The following is a 23,789-nucleotide window of genomic DNA, read 5'->3' on the forward strand; positions in this document are numbered from 1 at the left end:
TATGACGCTTATCCATCCATAGATATCTATTTAGACATCAGTGATCATATCAGCAGTTAGAAAATCCCATTTTTGGCAATCTTTTAAGAGAGCTTTACCAACCACCTTATAAAAATCCTCTGGTTTGATGCCATACCCATTGGGCTTTTTTGCTTCCAGATCATTGAAATTCAGAATATGACCTTTTTTCAGGTCCTTATTTACCGCTAATGACTTTTCAAAAATTCCTTTAAGGTCAGTAAATCTTGAATTGTCTTTTTTATCCACCGGATTTTCAAGAGCTTTTGAAATGTGCTTTATAGCTATTAGCAGCTCGATTATTTCTTCTATTTCAAGAGAGGAGGAAGCATCAGGCCCAAAGCTTTTCCTGCTAAAGACCGCATGGAATTCGAGAATTTCTGCACCAAGCGCAGTTGCAGCTATACAGGTTTCTTTTTTAGCGGAATGATCAGAGAATCCCACCGAAGTCCTGTATCTTTCTTTTAATTCTCCTATCACATTTAACCCAAAATTCTCCGGTTTAGAAGGATAGGCCGTGGTACACTGTAATATGGAGATATCGATGTTTTTTTCTCTTAAAAATTCAACGCTTTTATCCAGCTCTTCATAAGAACTCATTCCAGAAGAAAGTATTACAGGCTTTCCAGTATTCGCTATCTTTTCCAGTAAAAGAAAATTAGTCACCTCCCCCGATCCTACTTTATACCTCTTCACTTTAAGTTCCTCCAGAAGATCGACAGCCGCATTGCTGAATGGCGAAGCCAGAAATTCAACTCTTTTTTCATCACACCTCTGTTTAAGAATTTTCCATTGCTCCTTGGTAAACTCCATTCGTTTCCAGTAATCGTAGCGCGTCTGGTCTTGTTGGGAGAACTTTACCCTGAAAGGCTCATAGATGCTACTTTCCGCCTCCGCGATATGCACCTGGAATTTTACGGCATTCACCCCGGCATCTGCAAGAGCATCGATATAGGCAAGAGCCATTCCCAGGCTTCCCTCGTGGGCCTGACCAACCTCAGCTATTATTTCTACCTGTTTTATCATTTAGAGTTGTATTCTAAAGTCTATGGTTTTTAGATCTTCTGCAATTTTAAAAGAATAGTTGGCATTCCTGTATTCAAATACTATTTTTTTAAGAAGCATATCATTTACTTCTTTCATTGAAATATAGGTTTGAGTTTGTTTCTTCAAAAGCTTTTTCAATTGATGCTTGAATGAAGAATAATAGGGATCTTCCTCAAAAACTGCACATATCACTCCTTTTTCTGTAGGCATGATCTCATGAAGAAAATGTTCCACCTGAGCAAGAATGTTTTTTACACGATAAGTTTTATCAGGGGTTTTTAGCAAATTACTGTCTTCCTTACTGATGATCTTACCCATTTCAGGCTGCCTTTTGGGCCTGATTACTTCCAGCTGATTGTTCATAAAGTAATGTTGCTCATTGACTCGCATGATGTTTTTTACTCTTGGTCTTTGAGTAATGATTTTATCCTCCGATCCCTGGAAGCTTTGATGCCAGAAATGATAGAATAGTTTATCCGGATGTTTTATTCTTTTATATCCAGCTCGTTCAGTTCGATCAAACAGGTCTACATCTTCCGCACCATAAAAATGAAAGAATTCATCATAGCCATTCACTTCGATAAAAGCTTTTTTGGGAGCGAGTATCATCCCGTTAACCTCTCCTTTTCTTTCAATTTCAGGATCTTTGAGAGTATTCTTTTTAACCACTTTTGCCGATTCCTCTTTGGAAAGATAGTTTAGGCTAAAAAGGCCAAAACTATTTTGATCAGAAAAGTCTTCAAGCTTTTTGGTGGTTAAAGGATGAAATAGAAGGTCCACGTCAGCTATAAATATAAATGGAGTGGATGCTTTAAGAATTCCATAGTTTAAAGCTTTACTTTTATTCCATAAAAGCTGGGGCACCTCCATAGCGAAAAATTGCACGAAAGTATAATTTTTAAATAGCTCTTTTAATTCTTCTACAAGTTCATATTTACTTCCGTAATCCACGAAGATGACGTTAAAATTTTGATCAGTCTGTTTGGAGAGAGAGTCAAGCGTCAACCTGATCCTTTCCAGGTCCCGATCTCGGTTAGCATATATGATGGTAATTTCTGGATTCATTTATGAGCCCGATGTTTCTAATTCCTCTTCTACTAATTTATACTTTTTAAGAACTTCATATTTAATTCTTTCTCTATCAAGTCCGGGTCTTAAATTTTCGTTGTTAAATTTTATAGCTTTTTTTATATCTATTTCATCCTCTAAGACCTTTTCCAGTACATTCCGGATATGTTTAGGTTCTTCAGGATTATTAATGAGCAAGCCATTCAGGCCATCAGTGATTATTTCTTCAGTAGCTCTTCCGGGATTTGATTGAATGGGAAAAACTTCCATAACGATAGCTTCAAGTAAGGTGTTGGGCATACCGTCAGAAAGGCTGTTGCCTATAAAAATTTTGGTAAGTCCCATTAGCTTCATCACTTCCCGATGAGAAACTTTTCCAAGTACTTTAAAATTTATCCAGCTATTTATTTCGGAATTCCTGACGAAATGAAACACTTCCTCATCAGCCCCGAAAACTACTATTTCAAATTCTCTCAATTTTTCTTTTACAGGCAGCAAAGCCTTCAGCACCTCAATAGCCCTGCCATGTAATCCCTGGTAACCTTTTACAAGAATTAGATTCCTTTCATTGGGTTCTTTATGATACGATTCCAGCAATTGAAGGTCGAAACCTCCTCCCCCCGGAAAAGTTCCCAGATAAGTTCCTTTAAAGCCATTTTCTATCGCTATCTGCTGATCTCTTTTACAATCGGTAAATAAATAATTTACTCTTGGCAAAACTCTTTGAATATCTACCCGATAGTTTTTTTTCTTGCTGTAATAAAAAAGATCGCTACCCCAGGTGGATAGTATCCATTTTATTTTTGGAAATTTTTCTATGACCGGCAATACGGGAGCAGCTGAAAGATAGATCACAAAACTGTGAATTACATCAGGCCGGATCTCTTTTATTTTTCTTTCTAAAACCTTCTGAAAACTTCTTTCGTTTACTTTATTTATAAGTCTGTTAAATCCAGGATGATTTTTTTTTAGAAAATACCTTCCGGGAAAATCCCACTTATAACGCCAGCCAGTAATTTGCTGTGCAAAATCTATTTTTTCAACCTTTGTGTTGGAATCAAAAACATCCAGCCAGTATACATCATGCCCCGACTCCCTTAACTGCTCGGTCCAGTTAAAGAAATGTGGGGCGAATATGGATACCATTAAGATTTTCATAGGCCCTCTATCATTTCCTTCAGATGTGCAGAAGACAAATAGTTTTCAATTTCACTAAAGTCAATTCTAATTTCTCCTTGCTCCCATTTAAGATAAAGATCTTCAAGCAGAATAGCGATATGTTCAGCATCATCAATTTCTGAATAATAAGGATAATCTTCTCCCAGTAATCGTCTGGCCTCACTTTTGGGAGGTCCTAACAACAAGATAGGTTTTCCAGCAGCGATACAATGCGGGAATTTCCCGGGTAGAAAAGGACTGAATTCTGCTTTGGCTTCTATGATGATATTTATAGTGGCTTTATCCTGTAACCAGAGTACCTCATTGAACGGGTGACTTTCGCAAAAGACTTCAATTCTCGTCTCATCTTTAGCCTCTTTTTCAAGATATTCCTTATAATGAGGTGCTGGCCCTATATGGATCAGTTTCACTCTTGCATCCGGCTTTTTAGATACAAACTTTTTAAATCCATCGATAAGGCCATTAGGTTGTCTGGCCTGTAAAAAATTCCCGGCATGAAGTACTGTGAATTCCGAAGGATCGATCTTCACCTTTTCAGATGGAGTTTTTTCTATTTCTTTGTTCAACTGGTGAGGAATGACGATCCCCTTTTCCAGATAAGCCTGATAATTGGACCCCATCCATTCCTTGAGGTAAAGAGAAGGAAAAGCAGCATACTTACATTTATCTGCAATTTCCTCCATAAATCGCTGCTTCAATTTATACCCGGCTTCTTTCCAGGTATAGGGTTTTGGATACCAGTGCATGGGATAGGGATCATGTATATAAGCGATCCATTTATGATGCCATTCAGGCATTCTTAAAAGGGCATGATGGGGCCTGAAACTACCACCTTGGCTAAGAGTAAGCACCCAGGCAGACTCAAAATTTTTTTCTTCTTTTAGTGCCGCTATTATACTATTTCTGTCATTTTTTAAAGTAAAAGAAAAGCCGGTATTTTTTTCAATTTTCGGATTTAAACTTATCCCAAATAAGTAACGAAAATATCTTTCTACTCGGCTAAGAAAGAATAAAAGGCTTTTCCGGTTTTCGAGAATCGAAATACTTTCTGCTCCTTCAATCTCCACTTCTTTTCTGGAATAATGACATACTTTAACCAGATAACCTACCTTGATAAGGTTTTTTATTAAAGCCATATTCGCCTTAGCACCACTGCTGTTATCGATATCTGTAGATTCGGCTATTACCAGTATACGTTTCATCAATTACTCCTTAACGCCAAGGTTTTCTACAATGATTTTCACAATTCTCTTGGCTGCTTTACCATCGCCGTAAGGATTATTAAAGGATGCTTTATTTTTGGAAGCCTTTAATAACAATGAAGCCTCTTTAATAATTTTTTCCTTGCTGGTTCCAACCAATATAGAAAGACCAGCCTCTACTCCTTCCATCCTCTCCGAAAAATCACGTGTGACCAGCACTTTTTTATCAAAAGCAGGTGCCTCCTCCTGAATACCTCCGGAATCGGAAATAATAAATTCACAGTTTTTCATTAAATATAGCATCGCGGGATAACTAACTGGGCTTATGAGATGAATATTTTGAGTATTCCCTAACTTTTCATACACATGTTCTTTTACATTAGGATTAAGGTGCACGGGATATAAAAAATCAATTTCCTCTGTTTTTGAAATTTCAAGTATAGCATCACACAGTTGCTCAAAGCCTTTTCCAAAACTTTCTCTCCGGTGGCCTGTAACCAAAATAAACCTGCCGGGAAGTATCCCCGTTTCAGAGGTAAGCTTTGATTTATTTATTTTATCAAGTCTGGAAACGCCCAGTTTTACCGCATCCACAATGGTATTTCCTGTAATAAAAATCTTGTTTTCAGCAATATTTTCCCTTAGTAGATTCTCTCTGGCCTGAACCGTGGGGGCAAAATGATATTCTGTGAGCCTGGCCGTTATTTGCCTGTTTACCTCTTCAGGAAAAGGAAACTTTACATTAAAGGTCCGTAGTCCTGCTTCGATATGTGCTACCTGAATTTGCCGGTGAAACGCGGCCCATGCCGCCATCACCGATGTGGTAGTGTCACCATGTACCATCAAGATATCCGGCTTAACTTCTGTAAGGACATTATCAAACGAAGCAATGATCTCACCACTTAGTTTATTTAAAGACTGATCTGGAGACATTAGTCCGAGATCATAATGAGGTACAATTCCAAAAAAATCCAGTACCTGGTCCAGCATCTCTCTATGCTGAGCAGTTACACAAACTATATGATCAACTTTATGCTTTTGCAGTTCATAAATTACAGGGGCCATTTTGATGGCTTCCGGACGGGTTCCGAAGCATACCAGTATTTTTTTCAAACCAGGTTTATTTTATTATAAAAATAACTTTAATGTGACCAATTCATTAAAGATTTAAAAAAGATCTGAAAACTTTTCTTTTTCGAGTAAGAAAATAAAAGTCTATGCCTTTTCAAGAGAATATAAAATAGTATTCTTGGAGTTTGATTTGATGGATACCTTAATATGTTTTGTCGAAATCGAATATCTAATTCCGAAAGAACTTTCTTTTCTCCATAAATATCGAATACCTTTTTAAGGTTCTTTTTGTAGCATTTATAAGATCTAAAAAATTTAATCAAATCTATTTTTTGATGTAGGTGGAGGTTTTTAAAGAGTTTTGCCAAATCATGTGGATAATTCGATTCTAATTTGGCAAAATAAATTTGGTACATTTCCTTAACTTTTTGCGAAAATTCCTTTTTGTAATGAAATTGAGAAAGAACCGCTCCAGCAGTAAGACTTTCTGAATGAGACCTGTAACAATACAGTTGCTCTGGAATATGTTGAAAACGTGAATGTAATGAAGCCATCAACCAGAAAGCATAATCTTCTATTTTAAATAAATTTTCATTATAACCATTATTTCTCTCATATACTTCAACTTTATATAAAAAGCATGCTCTAATAATGTTTTCTAATAAGATGGTATTCCCTGAAAAATGGCTATACGAACCAATATAGTTCCCTTTATCATCAATAATTTGAAAATTGCTAAAAACAAGATCTGCATCAGACCGATAAATACTTGCCAGCATTTTCTCAATTGCTTCCTTTTTATAGAAATTATCATGAGAAGTCCAGGTTACATATTTCCCTATTGCAATCCTATGGCCGGTATTTAAACTTGCGGGTAAATTTTTATTCCGGTCATGCGCTATAACTTTTACCCGATCATCTTTTGATGCATAAATATTAGCTATTTTTAAAGAATTATCGGTTGAAGCATCATCTACGATGATCAGTTCAAGATTAGTATAGCTTTGATCAAGACAACTTTCAATAGATTGAGACAAATATTTCTCGCCATTATAAACGGGAAGAATTATACTTACTAAGGGTGTATTATTTGAATTCTCATCCATGCTTTTTATCCAGTAGAATTCCTTTTATTCTAAATAAAGGTTTTAAAATAGGATAAAACAAAAAACCAATTTCATAATTCAAAAATTTTAAAATTCCTGCTTCGGATTGTTTTAAACCATATCTGATTATTTCTGGTTTATTAAACTGAAAACCCCAACGTATGAAATATTTTACCAACTCTGGTGACAAAAGGTTATTTGTCTTCAAATTGTCTATTACCAGTTTTATTGCTTTTATTTTAGACTCCATCCTTATAGGTTTATTATCTCTAAATTCTCCTGTATTGGATTGAAAATGTTTTCTGTTATAATAAAGAACCTTATCTATGCTAATTCCCGAATAGCCAGAAGTAAGAATCCTGGAATAACATTCCCATTCTTCTGCATATTGAAGTTCTTCATTAAACCTAATTGTTTGGAAGCAATCTTTTTTCCATAGGATACAACAGGATGCAAAAGCAATTTTTCCGGTTATTACCTCTTCGATTTGATGAAAATCAACTCTTTCAATTTTAAATTTGGAATTTTTTTTTATTATCTTCGGATCCCATTCTCCCGAAAAAGGCTCCTTGTCATATCTGCAAAAGTCTACATTAAATTCTTTAATTAAGGAAAGGCATATTTTTAAATTATCAGGATGCACAATATCGTCATCATCAAAAAAAATGATATACTCCCCCTTTGCCATATCCAGCCCGTGATTTCGGCAGCCGGAAATCCCTTTCTTATAACTTTTATTCCTACGAAAATATTTAAATCTATAATCGATTTTGCTTAGTTTAATAGCTATTTCTGCAGTATTATCGGTACTACCATCATCGATGATCAGGCATTCAAAATTCGCAAAAGTTTGCTGCACAATATATTTCAAACTTTCTTCGATAAAGTGAGCTCTATTGAATGTTGCCACTATGATTGAAATTTTGGGTTTTTTATTTTCTTTCATTGTAGCTTTTATTCTAAAATAAATCTTCTTAATCTTCTAAAATATTTGTAAAAAAAGAATTTTATATCATGGCTATGATTTTTGAGAAGAATAATTTTCGAATTTTCACTATTGAATTTTCCCTTTTTAATTACTTTATCTATTCGTTTTTTATGAAATGTATCTAATGAATAGAACCTCGCAAACCATGTATGATATAGTAATACGGTATTAGTATGATCATGAACAGCGGTGGTTAACAAATCATTTTCTAATGGACGTGTGATCTTCAAGAATTTTGTTTTTTTTCCTTTTCGACGTAGCCAAAGAAAAAAACAATAATATGATTCGGCTAAGGAGGTCATGGGATGTTCATACCGCCTGAACCCTTCTACCTGTTTAGGAAATTCGTTATCTATGGCATATTGATTGGCTAACATTTCTTTTTCATTATAAATCTTATAAATTTCCCTTAAATTTAAGATGCCGAAAAACGTGTTTATTACATAGGGATGTTTACTTTGTTCGCCAATACGATCTGCCTCGCTTACTCCTGCAACGGTATAATTATTTTTATCAAGATATTCGATAAGATTGAATATTTTCTCTGGATTTTCAAAAATAACGTCCTCATCTGCCATGACTAACCAGTCCAAATCGTATTTTTTTAGCTTTTTCATAAAAAAGGTCATGCTCTTGACACCATAAAAAGCACTTGTCCCATCAATCGCAAATACCCTAATTCCTGTGGGAAAAAAATGTTTGGTCTTATTATACAACTCCCAATTAGCTACTGTTGTGATTATCGCTATTTTTTCTTTATTAACTGCCATCCATTATACATTATTAGTAAGCTCAATTAAACTTACTCGTTCTGCCTGAATAAATATCCTCTCAGGACCCTGAAGTACTTTTTCAACTACAGCCTCTGGACTAAGATATTTTTTATAATACTCCAATACATTTTGCCTAATTTGTTTTACCTCCGAATCATTAAGTTCGAATGCCTGTTCAATTATTGTTTTAAGTTCTCCTAAAGAATTAAAAACAATAGCATTCTTAAACGATTCCAATGGAGGGTCCAAAAGTTCTGCATATTCTTTATGAATTATGGGAATACACCCAAAGAGCATGGCTTCGGGTAAATTATGAGATTGAGGAACAACAATGCCAGGCAGAGCCAGATAAAATAAAAACTTCTGCAAAATAAAGGGTAGGGTTTCCAATTCGATACGGAAATCCTGACTGGAATCTATTATAATTACCTTATTATCTATGGAGTTATTAAGAAAAGAATTAAGTTCTTCGTTGTTTTTAACCGGATAAAAATAACTGATATTTCTAAGGAAATCTGCAGTTTTCTTGCGGCTGGGTAACTTACGAAAAATTGGAGTATCAGAAATACTGTCGTAATATCTCGGATCGATATTTCCCGACATAAAAACAGAATTCTTCCGGTTTTCTTTTAATTCCATGTTGCTGAACCCGGACATATTAGTGTAAAACCAGGGATAACAGCAAACCGGAACTCGATAGCCTTGCTTGTTTTGGTTATAATATGCGTTGCTTAAACGGTCTTTTGAAATTTCTAAAATTGCTGAGGAAGGCATTCCAAATTTTATAACTTTTTCACTGATAAGCCAGCTGGCATATTTAAATTCCCCTTTTGTATTGCATAAAATATTTGCAGTTTTAATATCCAAAGTAATATATACTGTATAACCTTCCAACTGGAACATTTTTAGAAAACAATAGAGGTAACGATTAATCGCTATTTCTGAGGTGTCAAAAAAGATGGTTTTTTCATTTACGGGAGTGAAAAAGGTCTTCACCAATACCTGCATAAGTCTGAAATAACGGATGATCTTTCTCCTTTGCCTGTATAACAACATCAGTCCCTATTCTTTTTAAATAAACCTATTAACCTCAAAGGCTTAAGAATTTTATTTCCAACTTTATAATCCAGGCTGTTCATTACCTGCTGCTTAAAGGCCTCCCTTTTTTTATCAGTTTTCAGCCATTCATGAATAAAGAAAGAAAAATGTTCCTTGTAAAGATCAGCATGCTTATTATAGATATATTCTTTAATTGCATATTTTTCCATATTTGCCTTTTTATTCCTGGAGTTGGCCTTATTCCGGTAATTAAAAAGGACTTTCTGGATAACATACGCCTGGCCACCACTTTTTAAAAGTCTTATATAAAACTCCCAGTCTTCAAAGCCTTTTAGCATTTTTTCGTCATAACCTCCAACTTCTTCCCAGTTCCTTTTGCGAAACATTGAAGATCCCATGGCAATATTTTTAAATAAAGCATCTTTTACTTTTCCTCCTAAAGGCCGAAAAAGCTTGCTACTTTTTTCATCAAACCAGTTAGAATAGCAGGTAACTAATTTTATCTCTTCATCCTGTCGAAAAGCATCCAAAGCCATTTTACAAAAATCAGGTTCAAAATAGTCATCACTATCCAATACCAGGATATATTCACCGGAAGCAGCTTCAATTCCTCTATTTCTTGCAGCACTCACACCTTCGTTTGCCTGGCTAATAAGCTTATCAATCTTTTTTTTAAGGGACCTTAGCTTAATTTTCGTCTGTTCATTGGAACCATCATCTATCAAAATGATCTCCTTCACAGGCCAGGTTTGAGCCACTGCAGATTCTACTGCCCGGACTATATATAAATGATCATTATAACAGGGAATAATTATGGAGACCTTTTCTTTAGACTGCATTTATATTTGATTTATTGCTAAAATAAGGAACTACTTTTAACCATAGATTTCTTTCCACTTATCCATTACTGAAACCTCAGAATATTCTTCTTCTATAAATTTTCGTGCATTTATTCCCATTTCTTCTCTCAAGACTGAATCTTTTATCAGCATTTCGATTTTAGAGGAAAAATCTTTCAGGTCCTTCTCCTTGCATAAAAAACCTGTTTTTCCATTGATAAGGGTATATTTAACTCCTCCTGTATCAAACGCAACTATAGGTAATCCGCAGGCTTGTGCCTCAGCTGTAACCAGTCCCTGACTTTCCTGCATGCCAACGTCATTTGTGACTGAAGTCATGAGAAATATATCCGACTCCTGTAATAGCCTGCATACCTGGCTCTGGCTTACTCTCCCTTTAAAGTAAACACTTTGATTCAGTCCCAAGTCCCCAACAAGTTTTTTTAATTTTTCTTGATATTCTCCAGTACCAGCAAGAATGTATTTTACATTCAGTCCTTTTTTAATCAATATATCAACTGCTTTTATACCATAGGCCTGTCCTTTAAGTTCATCCAGCCTTCCTATTGTTATTAATTTTACCTCATCATTTTTTTTAGTAGACTCCACCACGGGTTTGAAATACCTCGTATTTACGGTTACTGGTACAATTCTGATTTTTTGTTCAGGAGCATTAAGAACTTTGAGCTTTCTTTTCAAAAAGGGTGTATTACATACTAAAATATCGGCTATTTTAAATAGGTCATCATAGTAACCTTTCGCTGGTATCATATTATTTATAGGAAAATGAAGATCATGGCCATGAAAACTGGTAATGATCCGGCTCTTTAGAAAGCCAGTCTTTTTTAGGACATCCACAGGGCTCTTATTCGTACCAAATTGAATATGGATGATATCATAATTATAAAAGGATGTGTAAAAATAGAATTGATATATGGGTAAAAAACCTTTTCGATCACAATTGTGGTAAAATTTTAAAAAAGCACCTAAAAGATCTGGTCTTTTCAAGATAAGTCCTACTGCTTTCAAAGTTCGCCTCAGCTTTGTAACTGGGATCTCATAATCTTCCAGAATCAGCTTTTCTTTAAGTCCGAATTCCTCAAAAATTTCCTGATTTGCATTTTGATTTATATCGCAAATCTCCTCGGTAAGAATTCTAACCTCATAACCAAGCTTAATGGCTATAACCATCTGGTTCACAATAAAGGTTTCCGACAGCTGCGGGAATTTCTGAATTTTAAATAGAATTCTCTTCAAAGTATCTCCTTAATATTTTAGAACCAAAGGTCATTGTTTTTAATATATAGATCAGGGAAACTATCTTTTATCCTTTCCTTGATCTTATTTTTTAAATTTCCAAGATACAAGCTACTTATCTTCGGGTAATTCGATAAAATATTTTCAAGATATCGTAATGATTTCACGGCACTTTCAGCATTCTCAACAGTTTTGAAACCACTAAGAGTACTTTTCCCTTCTACCCGGTAAAATACAATGGCCTCGGCATCAAATTTCACCCTTGGAGTATTCAAAAGTATTCTGCTCATATATTCGGCATCATCATTATTCCCAAGATCTTCTTTCCATTTCCCTGATTTTTCTATGATGTTCCTAGGAATAAGATAGCAATGTAAAGGCAGGAATTCGTCGTGTTTTCCAAAACAGAAAAGCAGCTTTAAAGGATCTCTGAAATTACGATAGCAATTTTGTTTATACTTAAATCTTTCCATAAGGTCCTCTCCTGAAAAATAGCCCCATTTTCCCGTAAGCACTACATCTCTTCTTGCGTACTTCATTTGTTTTTCCAGTTTTTCAGGATGAAGCAGGTCATCTGAATCAAGGTATTGTATAAAGTTACCACTGGAATGTTCCAGCCCCACATTCCTGCAGGCAGCTGCCCCTTTAGGCTTTCCAGTGGGTCTTTTTATAGAAGAAAACCTTGCGTCCCTGGTTGCATACTTTTTAACTACATCTAATGTACCATCGGTAGACCCATCATCTATAACAATGCATTCCCAGTTCTCATAGGTCTGATCTAAAACAGATTCCAGACTTTGTGAAATTAAATCAGCCCGATTATAAACAGGTATAATAATGCTTACCAGGGGATTATTCATTTTTGTAGATAAAAAGATTTTTGATACTTCGTTTTATAAACTTCTTAAATTCCTCTTTTTCATAATTTTTACCATATAAAAATAACAAGCTAATTAACTTTATATAAGAAAGCCGTTTATTTTCCCTAAGTCGATCTTCATAATATCTTATTAGTTTTAGCCGCTCTTCTTTTTTAAATAAGTTCAGCCTATCAGTAACAAGATGATCATAAAACTGAAGTTGACCTTCTGTTTTCAATTTTTCATTATCGGTTCTCCCGGAAATATTTAAAGCAGAACTCCTTATAAAAACTATCGCTTCATTTATCGAATATATTTTCTTATTCTCTGCGAAATCCAACCAGGCTTTGTTATCACTAAACCATCCTAACGGATAATTATAAAATCCGAATTTTTCATAGGCGCTTCTTTTAAAAATATATTCGGAAAGGGAACTTCTTGTTTGCTGGGTGAATCTTCGAAAATAAGAATCGGGAGCAGTTTCCCATACGGGATGTTCGTATTTTCCGGATAAGGCCTGGGAAGACTCATCAATAGTAACTGTACCGAACCTTACAATATTAGATAGATCCTCAAAAACAGGAAGTTCTTGATAAAACCTCTCGACAACCTGTGGCCCGAGATAATCATCATCACCGAGTATCATGATCCATTTTTCATCGCCAGTCAACTCCAGGCATCTGTCCCAATGGCTCACCAAGGATTTACCCCCTATATTTTCCTGAAATTTCTTATAACTAATATTCAGGGAATTTCGAAATTTTTCAATTAAAGGCTGTGGATCATCTGGCGAAGCATCATCGCCAATATAGACCGTGAAATTATTATTGGTTTGTGTTGCCAGTGATTCAAGACATTCTTCAAAGAATTTAATTTTATAATATGGAATTACAACGGCTAACATTGTATAGGTATATTAATAATTTCCGGAGAACTGCTTATAGCTGTTAAGATTTTTTTTAATCTATAGTCCCTTCCTGTAATTTTATACAGGCTTCTATAAAGAATTAAGAGAAATAATTTCTTAAAAGGTAATTGAAAAGAAAAGTTTTTTAAAATATCATAGATCGGAGACTCATTCAGATATCTTTTCAAAGATTTATCGAACTCCTGTTTTTGATAATCCCATATGAGCGGATACTCCTCCTTTTTAAAAAAATCCATTAACTCTTTCCGAACAAAAATATCTGAACATAAAAATTCCGGATCCCCAATTTTAAAAGAGCTTACTATAGAGCGACCGTGCTTTCGTAAAAAATAAGCAGTATGATCTATATGTGCACCCTTTAATTGAGTGTTGGCTTTATAATTATTAAAAATAAAATCCAGCTCCTGGGTCTTTTTTAGTTTTTCATTATACCCTATGGATATGCTTTCTTTTCTCCAAATAACCCCACAAGTTGAAAAATTAATTTTTCCAGAAAAATAATCGAACAAGGGAGAAATGCTCTTATTTATTTGAATATCAATTATTTTAAAAGGTTTTTCATCAAAAATCTTATAATTAAAAAAAACAAAATCAAGATTGCTTTCAGTTTTTATCTTTTCTATGGCTTTTTTAAAATAATCAATCGTCATAATATCGTCACTATCAAACCAAAGTATATAATCACCACTGCTTCGGCTAAAGCCAAAATTTCTACAAGCGTTTGCGCCTTTTCTTTTTTTTTCAGGTCTCTCTAAATACTTTATCCTGGAGTCCTTGCACGAATACAATTCCAATAGCTCTTTGGTATAATCGATAGATCCATCATCAACTACTATACATTCCCAATTCTCATAAGTCTGCGAAAGAATGGAGTCCAGGGTGGCTCCAATGAGACTCCCACGGTTGTAGGTAGGGATAATTATAGAAATTAAAACCTCTTCTTTCATTATATAAATAGGATCTGGCGCAAGATAAGGTACAAAAACTGGAATTGGAATTGGATAAATAAACTTATTGCTCCAGGGATTTATTAACCAAAGAATTAAGCTTGTTTATGTGCCTCTCAAGGCGGAAGTTAGAGGAAATTCGTTCCCGGGCATTTTTTCCCAAGATTTTTGCCCGGCCGGGGTTTCTCAAAAGCTTCAACATTCTTTCACTCATCCCTCTTATATCCTCTTCCTCCACGAGATAGCCCGTTTCTTCATCTATAACCACATCTGGGATACCCGCATGTCTGGTAGAAATAACTGGTAAGCCCGCAGCTCCGGCTTCAAGAATCACTACCGGAGTTCCCTCACTATCACCGTCTTTAGCTGTTACCGAATGCTGGACATAGGCCAGAGACTCTATAAAGTATTTTCTTAACATAGAGGCATCAACGACGCCGGGGAAAATTATGTTTTTCTCAAGCTCATAATATTCCACAAGATTCTCGCAGGACTCTTTTAAAACTCCGTCCCCTGCCATAATTAAAATAGCATCAGGAAATGATTTTACTACCTCTAAAAAAGATAAAATAAGGTAATGAGGAGCCTTTTTATCTACAAAACGTCCTGCAAATATAAATTGAGGTTTGGAAAACTGAGGCTGCACCTCAAAGAATTCCTCCCCGGGGCCGTAAACATTGTAGATGAGTTTTTGAGACGGACATCCCATATTTAAGAGATCAGTTTCCATTTTTTTGGAAACTATCACTATAAATTTCGCATAGTCAAACAATTTCTTATAATGATCGTTTTGTAGAAGTAGATCGGTTCTTGAAGCGTCAAAGCCATGAAAATGAACGATGATGGGTAATTCAAGTTCTTCACAAACTGGCAGTAACTTCATTGCAGTGGTTCCATATTCGGCCAGTACCACGTCAATTTTATTTTTCTTAAAGGAAGTTAGCAAGGCCTGTTCTGGGAGGGAAAAACGGTTTAAGTTAAGGTGACCTTTAAAAAGATCTAATAGGCGCTTTTTACGGGAATTGATAACCAGCCCATTTTCCAGTTTGCTGGGAAGCTCACCATCATAATAATAAAAAATAGTCCCCTTCAATAACCTTTTATGAGCCTGTATAAAAGTTTCGGAATAGGCGTTTTTATTGGGAGAGCAAAGCGCTATATTCAATTTCATCTGTCTTTTCTTATCAAACCATACAAACCGGTGATCATTTGTCCTTCTTTAAAAGTGACGGTTTCAGGCTTATCTAGTTTAATCAAGTATTTAATAAACGGTTTTAAAAATAGGGAAAGATATTTTCTTTTCCCGGCTTTCATTGGGCTTCTTCGCACCCACAGCCCTAGCATTTGTGCCATTGAAGCATGCCAGCCTCCCGTAGCTTTTAAGTTAATATTCCTGAAACCTGCATTTTTCAATATTCGCTCCAGGGCAAAAGGGGTAAACCGGTATTCATCATGTGGTACTTCGTGCAGGTTCCATAAAAAAGGCACCGTAAAAAAAAATACTCCTCCTGGTTTTAGCACACGATAGATCTCTTTTAAAACCAGTTCAGGATCGGGACAGTGTTCCAGTACTTCGGTTGCCATTACAGTATCAAAACTATCGGCTTCAAAAGGAATGCTTTGACCATCCCAGGTATAGTCTGGTTTGATATCTATATCATATTCCAGGGCATTCTCAATATCTAGCCCAGTATATTTTTTAACAGAGGAATTTTTTAAAATATATTTCTTATAAGGCATTTTACCACAGCCAATATCAAGTAAACTACCATTAAAAAATTTTAAATTTTTATTTATACTTTTTAATATTGATTTCCTAATTGTAAAAATGTCTAAAGTATTTTCTTTCAACTCGAAATTTATAAAGTAATCCGTCATACTTCTAATAATACTCAAATTTGCTAAGCCCCAACTTTACTATCGTATCTAATTCTTTATTAGAATGCATATACATTTTTAGAATGGAATTTGATAACTTTAAATCCTCTGCTTCAAAAGTATTACCTACTCTTAAAAAATTTGATTTTTGCCATTTATGTCTTAAATCATTCTGATGAATAATACGGGGTGGAATTAAATATTTTTCAGATACTCTTGACATTAAAAATCTATTAAAAAATCTTAACAACTTTATTTGATAACCACTCATGCTTCTGTTCCGAATGTCCCTATTATTAAAATTGAAATCTTCAGTTTGAAAATAGTCTTTTAAAATTTTAATGAATTTTTCTCTTTCATAATTTAAAAATTCATAGGGCAACACTTTCACATTTTCTTTACCAAAAACTTTAACATATCTATTGTATGTTTCCAAATAATTATATGCATTTAGATCAATTCTATTATTTCCAGAAATGGGATTAGTAATAAAATTTTTAAAATTTATTGTTCCACCTTGATGGACATATTGTATCCACAATGATTTTAAAAGTTCATCCTGCCTTCGTATTGAAATTAAAATTCTAGTCTCGTCCCCAAAAATTTTTTTTAGTCTATAAGGGATTTCATCAATCATAATAGAACCCTGAAAATAAGGTCCAACTAGATTTTCGAAAGAAATGAAATAATTGTTTTTATTATAATTTTTTTTTAACTTTTCATAATTTACACTTCTATCAGCCTTCCATATTAAATCATTTAGACCGGATCCTCGAAATTTTGCATGATTAATATATGTATGATTTTTCAACTGTGGGAAAATTATCTGCTGTAAATAAGTTGTAGCAGTTTTAGGATACCCAATATGGATCTTATTACCGGACATATAGTTTAATATTCAGTTTTTAATATAAAAGGTTCCCAAACATCCTCGTCGTGTAGCACCTGAAATTTGCAAAAATCACTATAGCGCACAATGGGTCCCGGAGAGTTTGCCTTAATTAAACCGATATTGAGAGAGTATATTCCTTTTGAAAATTGAATATTTTGATGGATAATTCTCAAATTTAAAGTTCCTTTATTTATTTCTGATGCATCGGAAATAAATTTTTTCTCAAGGACTGCAACAGACTTTTGTTCAATATCAAATATTGAAACTACTAATCTTGGCGTTTGAATTTTTTTTAGAACATTAAAAGTAAAAACTAATTCTAAATTTCCTCCCCAATTAATTACGGGTATTTCTTCCCTTTTTGACGATTTCTCAGAAATAATTTGGACTTCCAATAACTCCATAGTCCCATCGGTAAAAATCATTTTCTTATCATTCAAAAGAAATCGATCATAGTATAGATCTATACCAGCTGCAATATCCTTTCCCTGGTATTTTGCGTTTCCGTTTTCCAGAAGAATTATTTCATTACAAAGTCGGGAAACCCGCGGCATACTATGTGATACAAAAATAATTGCAGTACTTGGCAAGATCTGGTCTATCGTTTTAAAGCATTTTAGCATAAAACCAAGGTCGCCTACTGCCAATACTTCGTCTATCAATAAAACATCAGGCTCCATTTGAGCGGCAATCGCAAATCCCAGACGAACCCTCATCCCACTACTATAATGCTGTACAGGCATATCGATGAATTCGCTTAATTCAGCATAAGCAATGATCTCTTCCAGTTTTTCATCAATCTCCCTGCGGCTAAACCCCAGTATAGCCCCATTGTTATAAATATTTTCTCTCCCGGTAAGGATGGGGTTAAAACCGGCGCCCAGCTCTATAAGTGCGCCCACCCTTCCTTTTATAGTAACCTTACCTGCATCAGGATTAATCAACCCGTTGAGAATCTTCAAAAGTGTAGATTTACCAGCACCATTATGCCCTATTAGTCCAAGACACTCACCTCTTTTCAGTTCAAAATTGATATCCTGCAATGCCCAGAATTCCTTTTCTCTTAATTTCCGCTCATGCTTATTGCCCAAAAAATTGGAAAAGAGATCCTGTACGCCATACCATAAACCTGTTCTCAGGTCTTTACAAAACTTTTTGGAGACTCCTTCTACTTTTACTAAGACTTCTGCTTCAATCATTGATCTAACTTAATGTTCTATGAGTATGGGAATTGAAATACGATAGGCTAATAAGGCCAATAACAACAAGGGTAAAGACATAGTCATCACCAAAAAATAATAGCCCAGGAATTCTGGTGTAGCGCCTATAAGCAGATCGCGAGTGGTAAGCATCACGGGAGTAAAAGGATTCCATTCCATTACTGTTTTCATTAGTCCACTGTCTGGTACAGCATATACAACTGGGGTTATATACATGAGAAAACTAAAACCCATACTGATAAGTTTTCCTACATCGTTGTACAACATACCTAATGGGGTAAGAAATAACCCGATAGTAGTCCCCAGCATAACTGCCCCTACAATAGCCAATGGCAAAAGCAATAGGCTCCAGTGAAAACCTATGCCGAACAGAAAGATAAAGACTACCATTAAGAAAATTTTCATCAGGCTGTTAAAAAGGAGTTTATATATCCCTGATATTACCAGAGCTTCTTTTGGAAAATTAATTTTGCTTAACAGGCCTTTGGCTGAATTCGTACTACTCGTTGGAGCATTTATGGATTCGGTAATAATAGACCATAACAAAGTTCCTGAAAATGCATAAAGAGGATAAGGCATTCCTGTATCAGTAAGTTTCACTGTTCCCGAGAGGTTTAGAAAAATCCATACCGCCGCCGTCGCCAGGGGAGTGAGAAATGCCCAGAAAATACCGAGGTAAGATTGTCTATATTGGGCTTTGATATCCCTTTCGGCCAATTGTCTGGACAAAAAACGAGACCTCCAAATATCATTTATACTTTCCTTAAGTACTTTTAAAGGATTTCTATTTGCCTCCTTTTGATATATTCTTGTTTCTAAAGCCATTCAAGTTTCATTGTTATATTCTTATTAAGAATTTTGAGCTTAAAAGAATAAGCTCCTAATTTAAAAACTCTTTAATTAAAATCTTAAACTCCTTTGATTTACGAAACGGGAAGGTTTCAATTAAATTCTTAATTAACTGGTCAAAATTCTGCTCTTCTGGCAAAGTTAAGTGATGGTATTTTTCAAACAAATCCATTAATTCCACGAAAGAATATTTTTTGAAGGGAATATCTGCTTTGAAATCTATTTTTAGAGATTGATAATAGTCATAAAATTTAATATCATCTAATAACCTCTCTGAAATTTTAAACCAGAGTGCAGGAATATTTAAAGCATGTGCTACAATAATTCCATGCAAAGAAGAAGATAGAATCCTTTCGCAATCATTAATTTGATCAATTACACTTTGGGGATCGTTAGAAAGAATATTGATTATACATATTTTTTGATCATCATTATATAAATCGTCTACATCCTTATAATCAAGAAAATGAGGGATAATTCCTAATTCATATTTCTTATTCGCTTTTGGCTTATTAAAAAGGGAAATTAAAATCGCCGGGTCACCATAATATTCGGGTACTTTATAACCCAAATCTAACAATCTCTTACGCGTTAAGGGACCCCTAACCGCTAGAAATTTTGCTTTAGGAACATCTGAATTATGAAACATAATACCGGCTCCCCAAATTACTGAATGCTCGGTCGCCCTTCTAAGTATACTTCCAATAATTATATGGTGATATTTTTTTTTGAAAATTCTTAAAACCCGGTTCCTATTGGGAATTATCCATTGATATCTTTCTGAGGTTGTCCTATCCAGTATATAAGGCACTAAAGCATCTCCGAAATTCTCACTTTCTTTATTATTCTCTCTTACACGGGACCACCAATAAACATAAATCATAGCACTACTGTATTTTGAAATATTTCGTTACTAAATTCCAGATTCATTCCGACAAGAAGTAATATTACAAATAAAACAGTTTAAAAGCGCAATAGCTATTTTTTAAAAGTAAACTCTATTTTTACAACTACTATAATACTTAATAAGTCCCATGTAAATGGTAAATGTAACAGATGTTTCACTTATTCAGGAAATAAGAGCAGTACAAGCACTTAGCGAATTAAATTTTGAAATTAATATTTCTCAGGAGGAGCAGGATAAATTCAGGCTATTGAAATATTATTTCAATATGCCATACTCTGTGGGTCTAAAAGAAGGTGTTGATATAAAGAATATCATCAAAATTGATCATTCCCAACCCATAACTTCTATTTTCCTAATAAATAAAACATTAGTTTTTCCAAAAGCGATAATTACTCATCTAAAGCTAAAATGGGCTAAAAAACGAAAATACAAAATTTTATTTGCTGGCTTAATTGATGCTAAAAGAGAAGAAGCAATTGAAAAATGGTTGTTTGCCAATTACCATAGGTCATACAGGATTAAACATGTAACCTTTGGATTTAAAATCAAAAGAAAATTATTTACAATGTTTAATATTGAAAAACCACTACTTAAAAAATTTGGAGAATTATTTATTTCTCGTTCAAATAGAGGAAGAATTTTTCCAGTGAAATCATGGGATAAAGAATACTACAATTTGCTATTAAAATCTAAGTTTATACTATGCCCATCAGGAGTTTATATTTGGACTTATAGGTTTTTTGAATCAATTCTTTGCGGAGCAATCCCAATTGTAGAAGAGCCCTCACCTGCTTACGAAGGATTTAAGTTCTATACTATGGAGGAAAACTTAAGTAATCTTGAGTGGAAAAAGGAAATCGTAGAGTATAATTATAAATTATGCTTAGAGAGAATTACTCTATCAGATTCTGAAGCTATTTATATCCAAAATAAAATCCAGTCCTTAAACAATAATTGTCTAAAACAAGAGTAATTTCATCAACAATCTAGTCTTCTATTTTTTCTAACCATATATTCCCTCCGGTATTTCTTTTTAGTAGGGGCATTTTTTCAAAAATCTCCGGTTTCAACTTGTGTAAATAATCTGAAAATAGCAAAATCTTATAATTCTCATTTCCTATTAAGAAAGCCCTTAAAAGATAATTTTCATTCCAGTTCCTTCCCTGGTATACCCAAAGTTTTGGATATTCAAAAGGATAAAATATATCATGAAAATGAATTATCACTCCTTTTTTTAACCTTGGAAGAATTTCGAATAAAATATAATTTACATCACTGCCGGTCTTTGAAACATGGGAACTGTCTATAAATAAAATATCACCTTTTTCCAATTGACCCAATATTTCAAGAGGAACCTCTTGTACTTTCTTTTCAAGGATGGTTACATTTTGTTCTTGCTGTTTATCCACAAGGGAATTTAAGCGTGCCGGATATGGTTCAATAAAAGTTAGATCTATTTCATTTTTGAAGAATAAATGATTAGTATCGATCATCAAAGCAGAGGAAAAACCGGAACCTATTTCTATTATTCTTTTAGGAGCAAAGTACCTTATCATAGAGTACAATAGTATCCCATCAGTATACGAATAGAAATCATTTTGAAAATAATAGGTAAGGTTTTTTACTTTTTTGTTTTTCCAGGGAATCTCATTGTAATACATAGGGAAATTTGATAAAAGTTCTAATTGCCCTTTCACATTCAAATCTATATTGGCAGGTTCCGAAGCTTCCCACAGGTTTACGCTATTTTTTACAGCATGATAGTCTACAATGGGAGAATAATAATGTCCCGGCGGATAATATTGCAACCTTTTATAACGCTCTATTTCCTTGTGCAAAGACCTGAAATAAGGAACTTTCATTATTATTTTTTCAACGATTTTCTTCAAATTATTTCTTTAAATTATGATGTTTCGGTTGGAAATAAATTATCAACTGACTTCTTGCAAAACTTCGATTAATGAAGTTTGGGAGATATTTTTCATTTCTAAAAGCCCATTGGCGGTATCTATTATTGATAGGTTTTCTCGCAGGAAGTAATTGATGAAACCGCTCCAGTGACCCAACCGGATATATTTCTGCTTTTTCAAAAAATTCTTTCCCCGCCTTTTCAAAATGGGAGGAGCTAAATGTTCTGTCTGGATGTGGATCCTGTTCTTTCCACGCCCTGAACTTCTTTGGGGTCCATTTGGAAGGTCGGCGGCCGGGCAATGGAGTATACCACCTCAACTCGTCCAGTAATTTATTGTTCACTGCTGGCTCGAAAAACCTCGCTTCACCCTCAGGTTTAAGAAGTCTGGCACATTCTTTTAAAAACAGTCGCTCTTCCTCAATTTCAAGATGATGTAAAAAAGCCTTGCCCACAATAAAATCAAATGACTGGTCTGGCAGTTCATTTTTTAGAAAATCTCCGGGAATAAAGCGCATCGGTTTATCAAACCCCTGTTGGCTATTCACTTCTTCAATGATCTTTCCCGGTGTGTCAGCGATATCATTGGCCCAGACCTCTGCTCCCAGCTGTGCCATCACAGCGGCATTGGTACAATCTCCACAACCCAATTCAAGTATTTTTTTCCCTTTCAGTTGTGATGCAAAATCATGCATATACAATCCATGCCAGCTGGTTTCGGTCTTTATGGCCTTATCCAGGAAAAAATCGAGATGATTGATCTTCCACAAAATATTCTTAATTGAATATTTCTGATAGGCCTTTTCGTAATGCTCCTTATTTTTCTGCTGGTTGGATTTTTCCATAACGCTGCTTCTGCCTGCAATTTAGAAAATCTTCAGCTAGAGTTTTTTAAAAGGACAAACTTTTAAAAGGGATTTCTTTAGTTCCTGAATTTTTTCTTCCTCCGGTTGAAAAGCATCTACAAACAGCTTTTCTGTTTCGCATACTATTGACAAAATATCCCGATTGGTTTGTACAAATCCATCGAAGCCTATCGATGCATAATAGTCAGTATACTTGATCCCATTACCAAAAACCTTATCTGAAAATTGTACACATACAGCTGGAATTCCATAGGCATGAGCTACAATAACACCGTGAAGGGAAGACGAAATGATCTTTTCACATTCAAGTATTTCCACAGTAGTCTTTTCAATATTATCGGTCATCATATCGATGATGCTCACACCATCCTGATCTTTCCAATGATTTTTTATCTCTTTAAAATCATTGTAATGCGGAATGATACCAAGCTTAAATCTTTTATTTATCTGTGGTTTAAAATAATCGGATAGTAATAAAGCCGGGTCGCCATAGACTTCCGGACAATGACAACCTTTTCCCAGGAGATATTTTCTTGTTTCCGGTCCTCGCACAGCCCGGAAATCAGCCACGGCTATCTCCTGTTCATGATCGATGATTCCGCTGCCCCAGACTATGCTATTTTTATTTGCATGATGAATGATACTTCCCGCAGCCAGATAGTTCTTTTTTGAAGAACTATACCAGGGCATTTTTTTAGGCTGTACCCAATTCACCTTTTTCCCAGATATTTTTTCCACAAGGTACTTGGAAAGCAGGTCTCCGTAGTTCTCTTTCTGCTTTCCCATAAGCCTGGGCTCGCTCCACCAGAATAATTGAATTATTTCCTTTTCTTTTTTACCGAACAAAATTCTCAAGTTTATGCCGTGTTAAATATATTAATCCTATTTAACTTCATTAATAATAAAAAATAAAAAAGGCTCCCGTT

24 protein-coding genes are annotated in these 23,789 nt (G+C 34.7%); 1 reads left to right on the forward strand and 23 read right to left on the reverse strand.

Annotated elements, in window-relative coordinates; all coding sequences use genetic code 11:
* Positions 1-30 precede the first annotated feature (30 nt).
* From C7S20_RS00275 to C7S20_RS00370, 20 genes are all read right to left on the reverse strand, one after another.
* Positions 31-1,044: an N-acetylneuraminate synthase family protein gene (locus C7S20_RS00275; protein WP_107010618.1), complete on the reverse strand. Its 1,014-nt coding sequence runs from the start codon at positions 1,042-1,044 to the stop codon at positions 31-33.
* Positions 1,045-2,130, reverse strand: a complete 1,086-nt coding sequence (locus C7S20_RS00280; protein ID WP_107010619.1) for a glycosyltransferase family 2 protein — start codon at positions 2,128-2,130, stop codon at positions 1,045-1,047.
* On the reverse strand, positions 2,131-3,291 hold the full coding sequence (locus C7S20_RS00285) for a glycosyltransferase (protein ID WP_227009065.1): 1,161 nt from the start codon (positions 3,289-3,291) through the stop codon (positions 2,131-2,133).
* Positions 3,288-4,514 (reverse strand): glycosyltransferase family protein, encoded by a 1,227-nt coding sequence (locus C7S20_RS00290; protein ID WP_107010620.1) that lies wholly within the window; start codon positions 4,512-4,514, stop codon positions 3,288-3,290. Before C7S20_RS00290 ends, C7S20_RS00285 begins: the two co-directional genes overlap by 4 nt.
* A 3-nt stretch (positions 4,515-4,517) precedes the next feature.
* Positions 4,518-5,627: a non-hydrolyzing UDP-N-acetylglucosamine 2-epimerase gene (wecB, locus tag C7S20_RS00295; RefSeq protein WP_107010621.1), complete on the reverse strand. Its 1,110-nt coding sequence runs from the start codon at positions 5,625-5,627 to the stop codon at positions 4,518-4,520.
* 29 nt (positions 5,628-5,656) lie between these two features.
* Complete coding sequence (locus C7S20_RS00300) at positions 5,657-6,691, reverse strand: glycosyltransferase family 2 protein (protein WP_107010622.1); 1,035 nt, start codon at positions 6,689-6,691, stop codon at positions 5,657-5,659.
* Positions 6,684-7,637 (reverse strand): glycosyltransferase family 2 protein, encoded by a 954-nt coding sequence (locus C7S20_RS00305; protein WP_107010623.1) that lies wholly within the window; start codon positions 7,635-7,637, stop codon positions 6,684-6,686. Before C7S20_RS00305 ends, C7S20_RS00300 begins: the two co-directional genes overlap by 8 nt.
* Before the next feature lie 8 nt (positions 7,638-7,645).
* Positions 7,646-8,449, reverse strand: coding sequence for a hypothetical protein (locus C7S20_RS00310; RefSeq protein WP_107010624.1), 804 nt, complete (start codon positions 8,447-8,449; stop codon positions 7,646-7,648).
* A 3-nt stretch (positions 8,450-8,452) separates the two neighbouring features.
* Positions 8,453-9,508: a hypothetical protein gene (locus C7S20_RS00315; RefSeq protein ID WP_107010625.1), complete on the reverse strand. Its 1,056-nt coding sequence runs from the start codon at positions 9,506-9,508 to the stop codon at positions 8,453-8,455.
* Positions 9,508-10,350, reverse strand: a complete 843-nt coding sequence (locus C7S20_RS00320) for a glycosyltransferase family 2 protein (RefSeq protein ID WP_107010626.1) — start codon at positions 10,348-10,350, stop codon at positions 9,508-9,510. The genes C7S20_RS00315 and C7S20_RS00320 overlap by 1 nt, the downstream gene beginning before the upstream one ends.
* 36 nt (positions 10,351-10,386) lie before the next feature.
* Positions 10,387-11,541: a glycosyltransferase family 4 protein gene (locus C7S20_RS00325; protein WP_227009172.1), complete on the reverse strand. Its 1,155-nt coding sequence runs from the start codon at positions 11,539-11,541 to the stop codon at positions 10,387-10,389.
* 83 nt (positions 11,542-11,624) lie between these two features.
* A complete protein-coding gene (locus C7S20_RS00330; RefSeq protein ID WP_107010628.1) occupies positions 11,625-12,467 on the reverse strand; it encodes a glycosyltransferase family 2 protein in 843 nt (280 codons plus the stop codon).
* On the reverse strand, positions 12,460-13,371 hold the full coding sequence (locus C7S20_RS00335; RefSeq protein WP_107010629.1) for a glycosyltransferase family 2 protein: 912 nt from the start codon (positions 13,369-13,371) through the stop codon (positions 12,460-12,462). The genes C7S20_RS00330 and C7S20_RS00335 overlap by 8 nt, the downstream gene beginning before the upstream one ends.
* Complete coding sequence (locus tag C7S20_RS00340) at positions 13,365-14,342, reverse strand: glycosyltransferase family 2 protein (RefSeq protein ID WP_107010630.1); 978 nt, start codon at positions 14,340-14,342, stop codon at positions 13,365-13,367. The genes C7S20_RS00335 and C7S20_RS00340 overlap by 7 nt, the downstream gene beginning before the upstream one ends.
* A 64-nt stretch (positions 14,343-14,406) precedes the next feature.
* Positions 14,407-15,513 carry a glycosyltransferase family 4 protein gene (locus C7S20_RS00345; protein WP_107010631.1) on the reverse strand — a complete coding sequence of 369 codons (1,107 nt, stop codon included), beginning with the start codon at positions 15,511-15,513 and terminating at the stop codon, positions 14,407-14,409.
* Positions 15,510-16,220 carry a class I SAM-dependent methyltransferase gene (locus tag C7S20_RS00350; RefSeq protein ID WP_107010632.1) on the reverse strand — a complete coding sequence of 237 codons (711 nt, stop codon included), beginning with the start codon at positions 16,218-16,220 and terminating at the stop codon, positions 15,510-15,512. The genes C7S20_RS00345 and C7S20_RS00350 overlap by 4 nt, the downstream gene beginning before the upstream one ends.
* 4 nt (positions 16,221-16,224) lie before the next feature.
* Complete coding sequence (locus C7S20_RS00355; RefSeq protein ID WP_107010633.1) at positions 16,225-17,106, reverse strand: hypothetical protein; 882 nt, start codon at positions 17,104-17,106, stop codon at positions 16,225-16,227.
* Positions 17,107-17,111: 5 nt separating this feature from the next.
* On the reverse strand, positions 17,112-18,311 hold the full coding sequence (locus tag C7S20_RS00360) for an ABC transporter ATP-binding protein (protein ID WP_227009066.1): 1,200 nt from the start codon (positions 18,309-18,311) through the stop codon (positions 17,112-17,114).
* A 9-nt stretch (positions 18,312-18,320) separates the two neighbouring features.
* Positions 18,321-19,157 (reverse strand): ABC transporter permease, encoded by an 837-nt coding sequence (locus C7S20_RS00365; RefSeq protein ID WP_107010634.1) that lies wholly within the window; start codon positions 19,155-19,157, stop codon positions 18,321-18,323.
* A 55-nt stretch (positions 19,158-19,212) separates the two neighbouring features.
* The gene (locus tag C7S20_RS00370) at positions 19,213-20,064 is read right to left on the reverse strand and encodes a polysaccharide pyruvyl transferase family protein (protein WP_107010635.1); all 852 of its coding nucleotides are present in this window, start codon (positions 20,062-20,064) and stop codon (positions 19,213-19,215) included.
* Positions 20,065-20,221: 157 nt separating this feature from the next.
* On the opposite strand from C7S20_RS00370, the gene C7S20_RS00375 reads away from it, so the two are divergent.
* Positions 20,222-21,061 (forward strand): exostosin domain-containing protein, encoded by an 840-nt coding sequence (locus C7S20_RS00375; protein WP_107010636.1) that lies wholly within the window; start codon positions 20,222-20,224, stop codon positions 21,059-21,061.
* 13 nt (positions 21,062-21,074) lie between these two features.
* On the opposite strand, the gene C7S20_RS00380 is transcribed toward C7S20_RS00375, so the two are convergent.
* From C7S20_RS00380 to C7S20_RS00390, 3 genes are read right to left on the reverse strand one after another with little or no spacing between them, the layout of a single operon-like run.
* A complete protein-coding gene (locus C7S20_RS00380; RefSeq protein ID WP_227009067.1) occupies positions 21,075-21,950 on the reverse strand; it encodes a class I SAM-dependent methyltransferase in 876 nt (291 codons plus the stop codon).
* Between the two features lie 28 nt (positions 21,951-21,978).
* Positions 21,979-22,842 (reverse strand): class I SAM-dependent methyltransferase, encoded by an 864-nt coding sequence (locus C7S20_RS00385; protein ID WP_107010638.1) that lies wholly within the window; start codon positions 22,840-22,842, stop codon positions 21,979-21,981.
* 36 nt (positions 22,843-22,878) lie between these two features.
* Positions 22,879-23,709 carry a polysaccharide pyruvyl transferase family protein gene (locus tag C7S20_RS00390; RefSeq protein WP_227009068.1) on the reverse strand — a complete coding sequence of 277 codons (831 nt, stop codon included), beginning with the start codon at positions 23,707-23,709 and terminating at the stop codon, positions 22,879-22,881.
* Positions 23,710-23,789: the final 80 nt, after the last annotated feature.

The organism is Christiangramia fulva (assembly GCF_003024155.1).
In the GTDB taxonomy this organism is placed as follows: Bacteria; Bacteroidota; Bacteroidia; order Flavobacteriales; family Flavobacteriaceae; genus Christiangramia; species Christiangramia fulva.

What these genes read in the sequence shown, in the direction of transcription:
- C7S20_RS00275 (WP_107010618.1), bottom strand. Translation starts at nt 1,044, where the DNA reads ATGATAAAACAGGTAGAAATAATAGCTGAGGTTGGTCAGGCCCACGAG.
- C7S20_RS00280 (WP_107010619.1), bottom strand. Translation starts at nt 2,130, where the DNA reads ATGAATCCAGAAATTACCATCATATATGCTAACCGAGATCGGGACCTG.
- C7S20_RS00285 (WP_227009065.1), bottom strand. Translation starts at nt 3,291, where the DNA reads ATGAAAATCTTAATGGTATCCATATTCGCCCCACATTTCTTTAACTGG.
- C7S20_RS00290 (WP_107010620.1), bottom strand. Translation starts at nt 4,514, where the DNA reads ATGAAACGTATACTGGTAATAGCCGAATCTACAGATATCGATAACAGC.
- C7S20_RS00300 (WP_107010622.1), bottom strand. Translation starts at nt 6,691, where the DNA reads ATGGATGAGAATTCAAATAATACACCCTTAGTAAGTATAATTCTTCCC.
- C7S20_RS00305 (WP_107010623.1), bottom strand. Translation starts at nt 7,637, where the DNA reads ATGAAAGAAAATAAAAAACCCAAAATTTCAATCATAGTGGCAACATTC.
- C7S20_RS00310 (WP_107010624.1), bottom strand. Translation starts at nt 8,449, where the DNA reads ATGGCAGTTAATAAAGAAAAAATAGCGATAATCACAACAGTAGCTAAT.
- C7S20_RS00315 (WP_107010625.1), bottom strand. Translation starts at nt 9,508, where the DNA reads ATGTTGTTATACAGGCAAAGGAGAAAGATCATCCGTTATTTCAGACTT.
- C7S20_RS00320 (WP_107010626.1), bottom strand. Translation starts at nt 10,350, where the DNA reads ATGCAGTCTAAAGAAAAGGTCTCCATAATTATTCCCTGTTATAATGAT.
- C7S20_RS00325 (WP_227009172.1), bottom strand. Translation starts at nt 11,541, where the DNA reads ATGGTTATAGCCATTAAGCTTGGTTATGAGGTTAGAATTCTTACCGAG.
- C7S20_RS00330 (WP_107010628.1), bottom strand. Translation starts at nt 12,467, where the DNA reads ATGAATAATCCCCTGGTAAGCATTATTATACCTGTTTATAATCGGGCT.
- C7S20_RS00335 (WP_107010629.1), bottom strand. Translation starts at nt 13,371, where the DNA reads ATGTTAGCCGTTGTAATTCCATATTATAAAATTAAATTCTTTGAAGAA.
- C7S20_RS00340 (WP_107010630.1), bottom strand. Translation starts at nt 14,342, where the DNA reads ATGAAAGAAGAGGTTTTAATTTCTATAATTATCCCTACCTACAACCGT.
- C7S20_RS00345 (WP_107010631.1), bottom strand. Translation starts at nt 15,513, where the DNA reads ATGAAATTGAATATAGCGCTTTGCTCTCCCAATAAAAACGCCTATTCC.
- C7S20_RS00350 (WP_107010632.1), bottom strand. Translation starts at nt 16,220, where the DNA reads ATGACGGATTACTTTATAAATTTCGAGTTGAAAGAAAATACTTTAGAC.
- C7S20_RS00355 (WP_107010633.1), bottom strand. Translation starts at nt 17,106, where the DNA reads ATGTCCGGTAATAAGATCCATATTGGGTATCCTAAAACTGCTACAACT.
- C7S20_RS00360 (WP_227009066.1), bottom strand. Translation starts at nt 18,311, where the DNA reads ATGATTGAAGCAGAAGTCTTAGTAAAAGTAGAAGGAGTCTCCAAAAAG.
- C7S20_RS00365 (WP_107010634.1), bottom strand. Translation starts at nt 19,157, where the DNA reads ATGGCTTTAGAAACAAGAATATATCAAAAGGAGGCAAATAGAAATCCT.
- C7S20_RS00370 (WP_107010635.1), bottom strand. Translation starts at nt 20,064, where the DNA reads ATGATTTATGTTTATTGGTGGTCCCGTGTAAGAGAGAATAATAAAGAA.
- C7S20_RS00375 (WP_107010636.1), top strand. Translation starts at nt 20,222, where the DNA reads ATGGTAAATGTAACAGATGTTTCACTTATTCAGGAAATAAGAGCAGTA.
- C7S20_RS00380 (WP_227009067.1), bottom strand. Translation starts at nt 21,950, where the DNA reads ATGAAAGTTCCTTATTTCAGGTCTTTGCACAAGGAAATAGAGCGTTAT.
- C7S20_RS00385 (WP_107010638.1), bottom strand. Translation starts at nt 22,842, where the DNA reads ATGGAAAAATCCAACCAGCAGAAAAATAAGGAGCATTACGAAAAGGCC.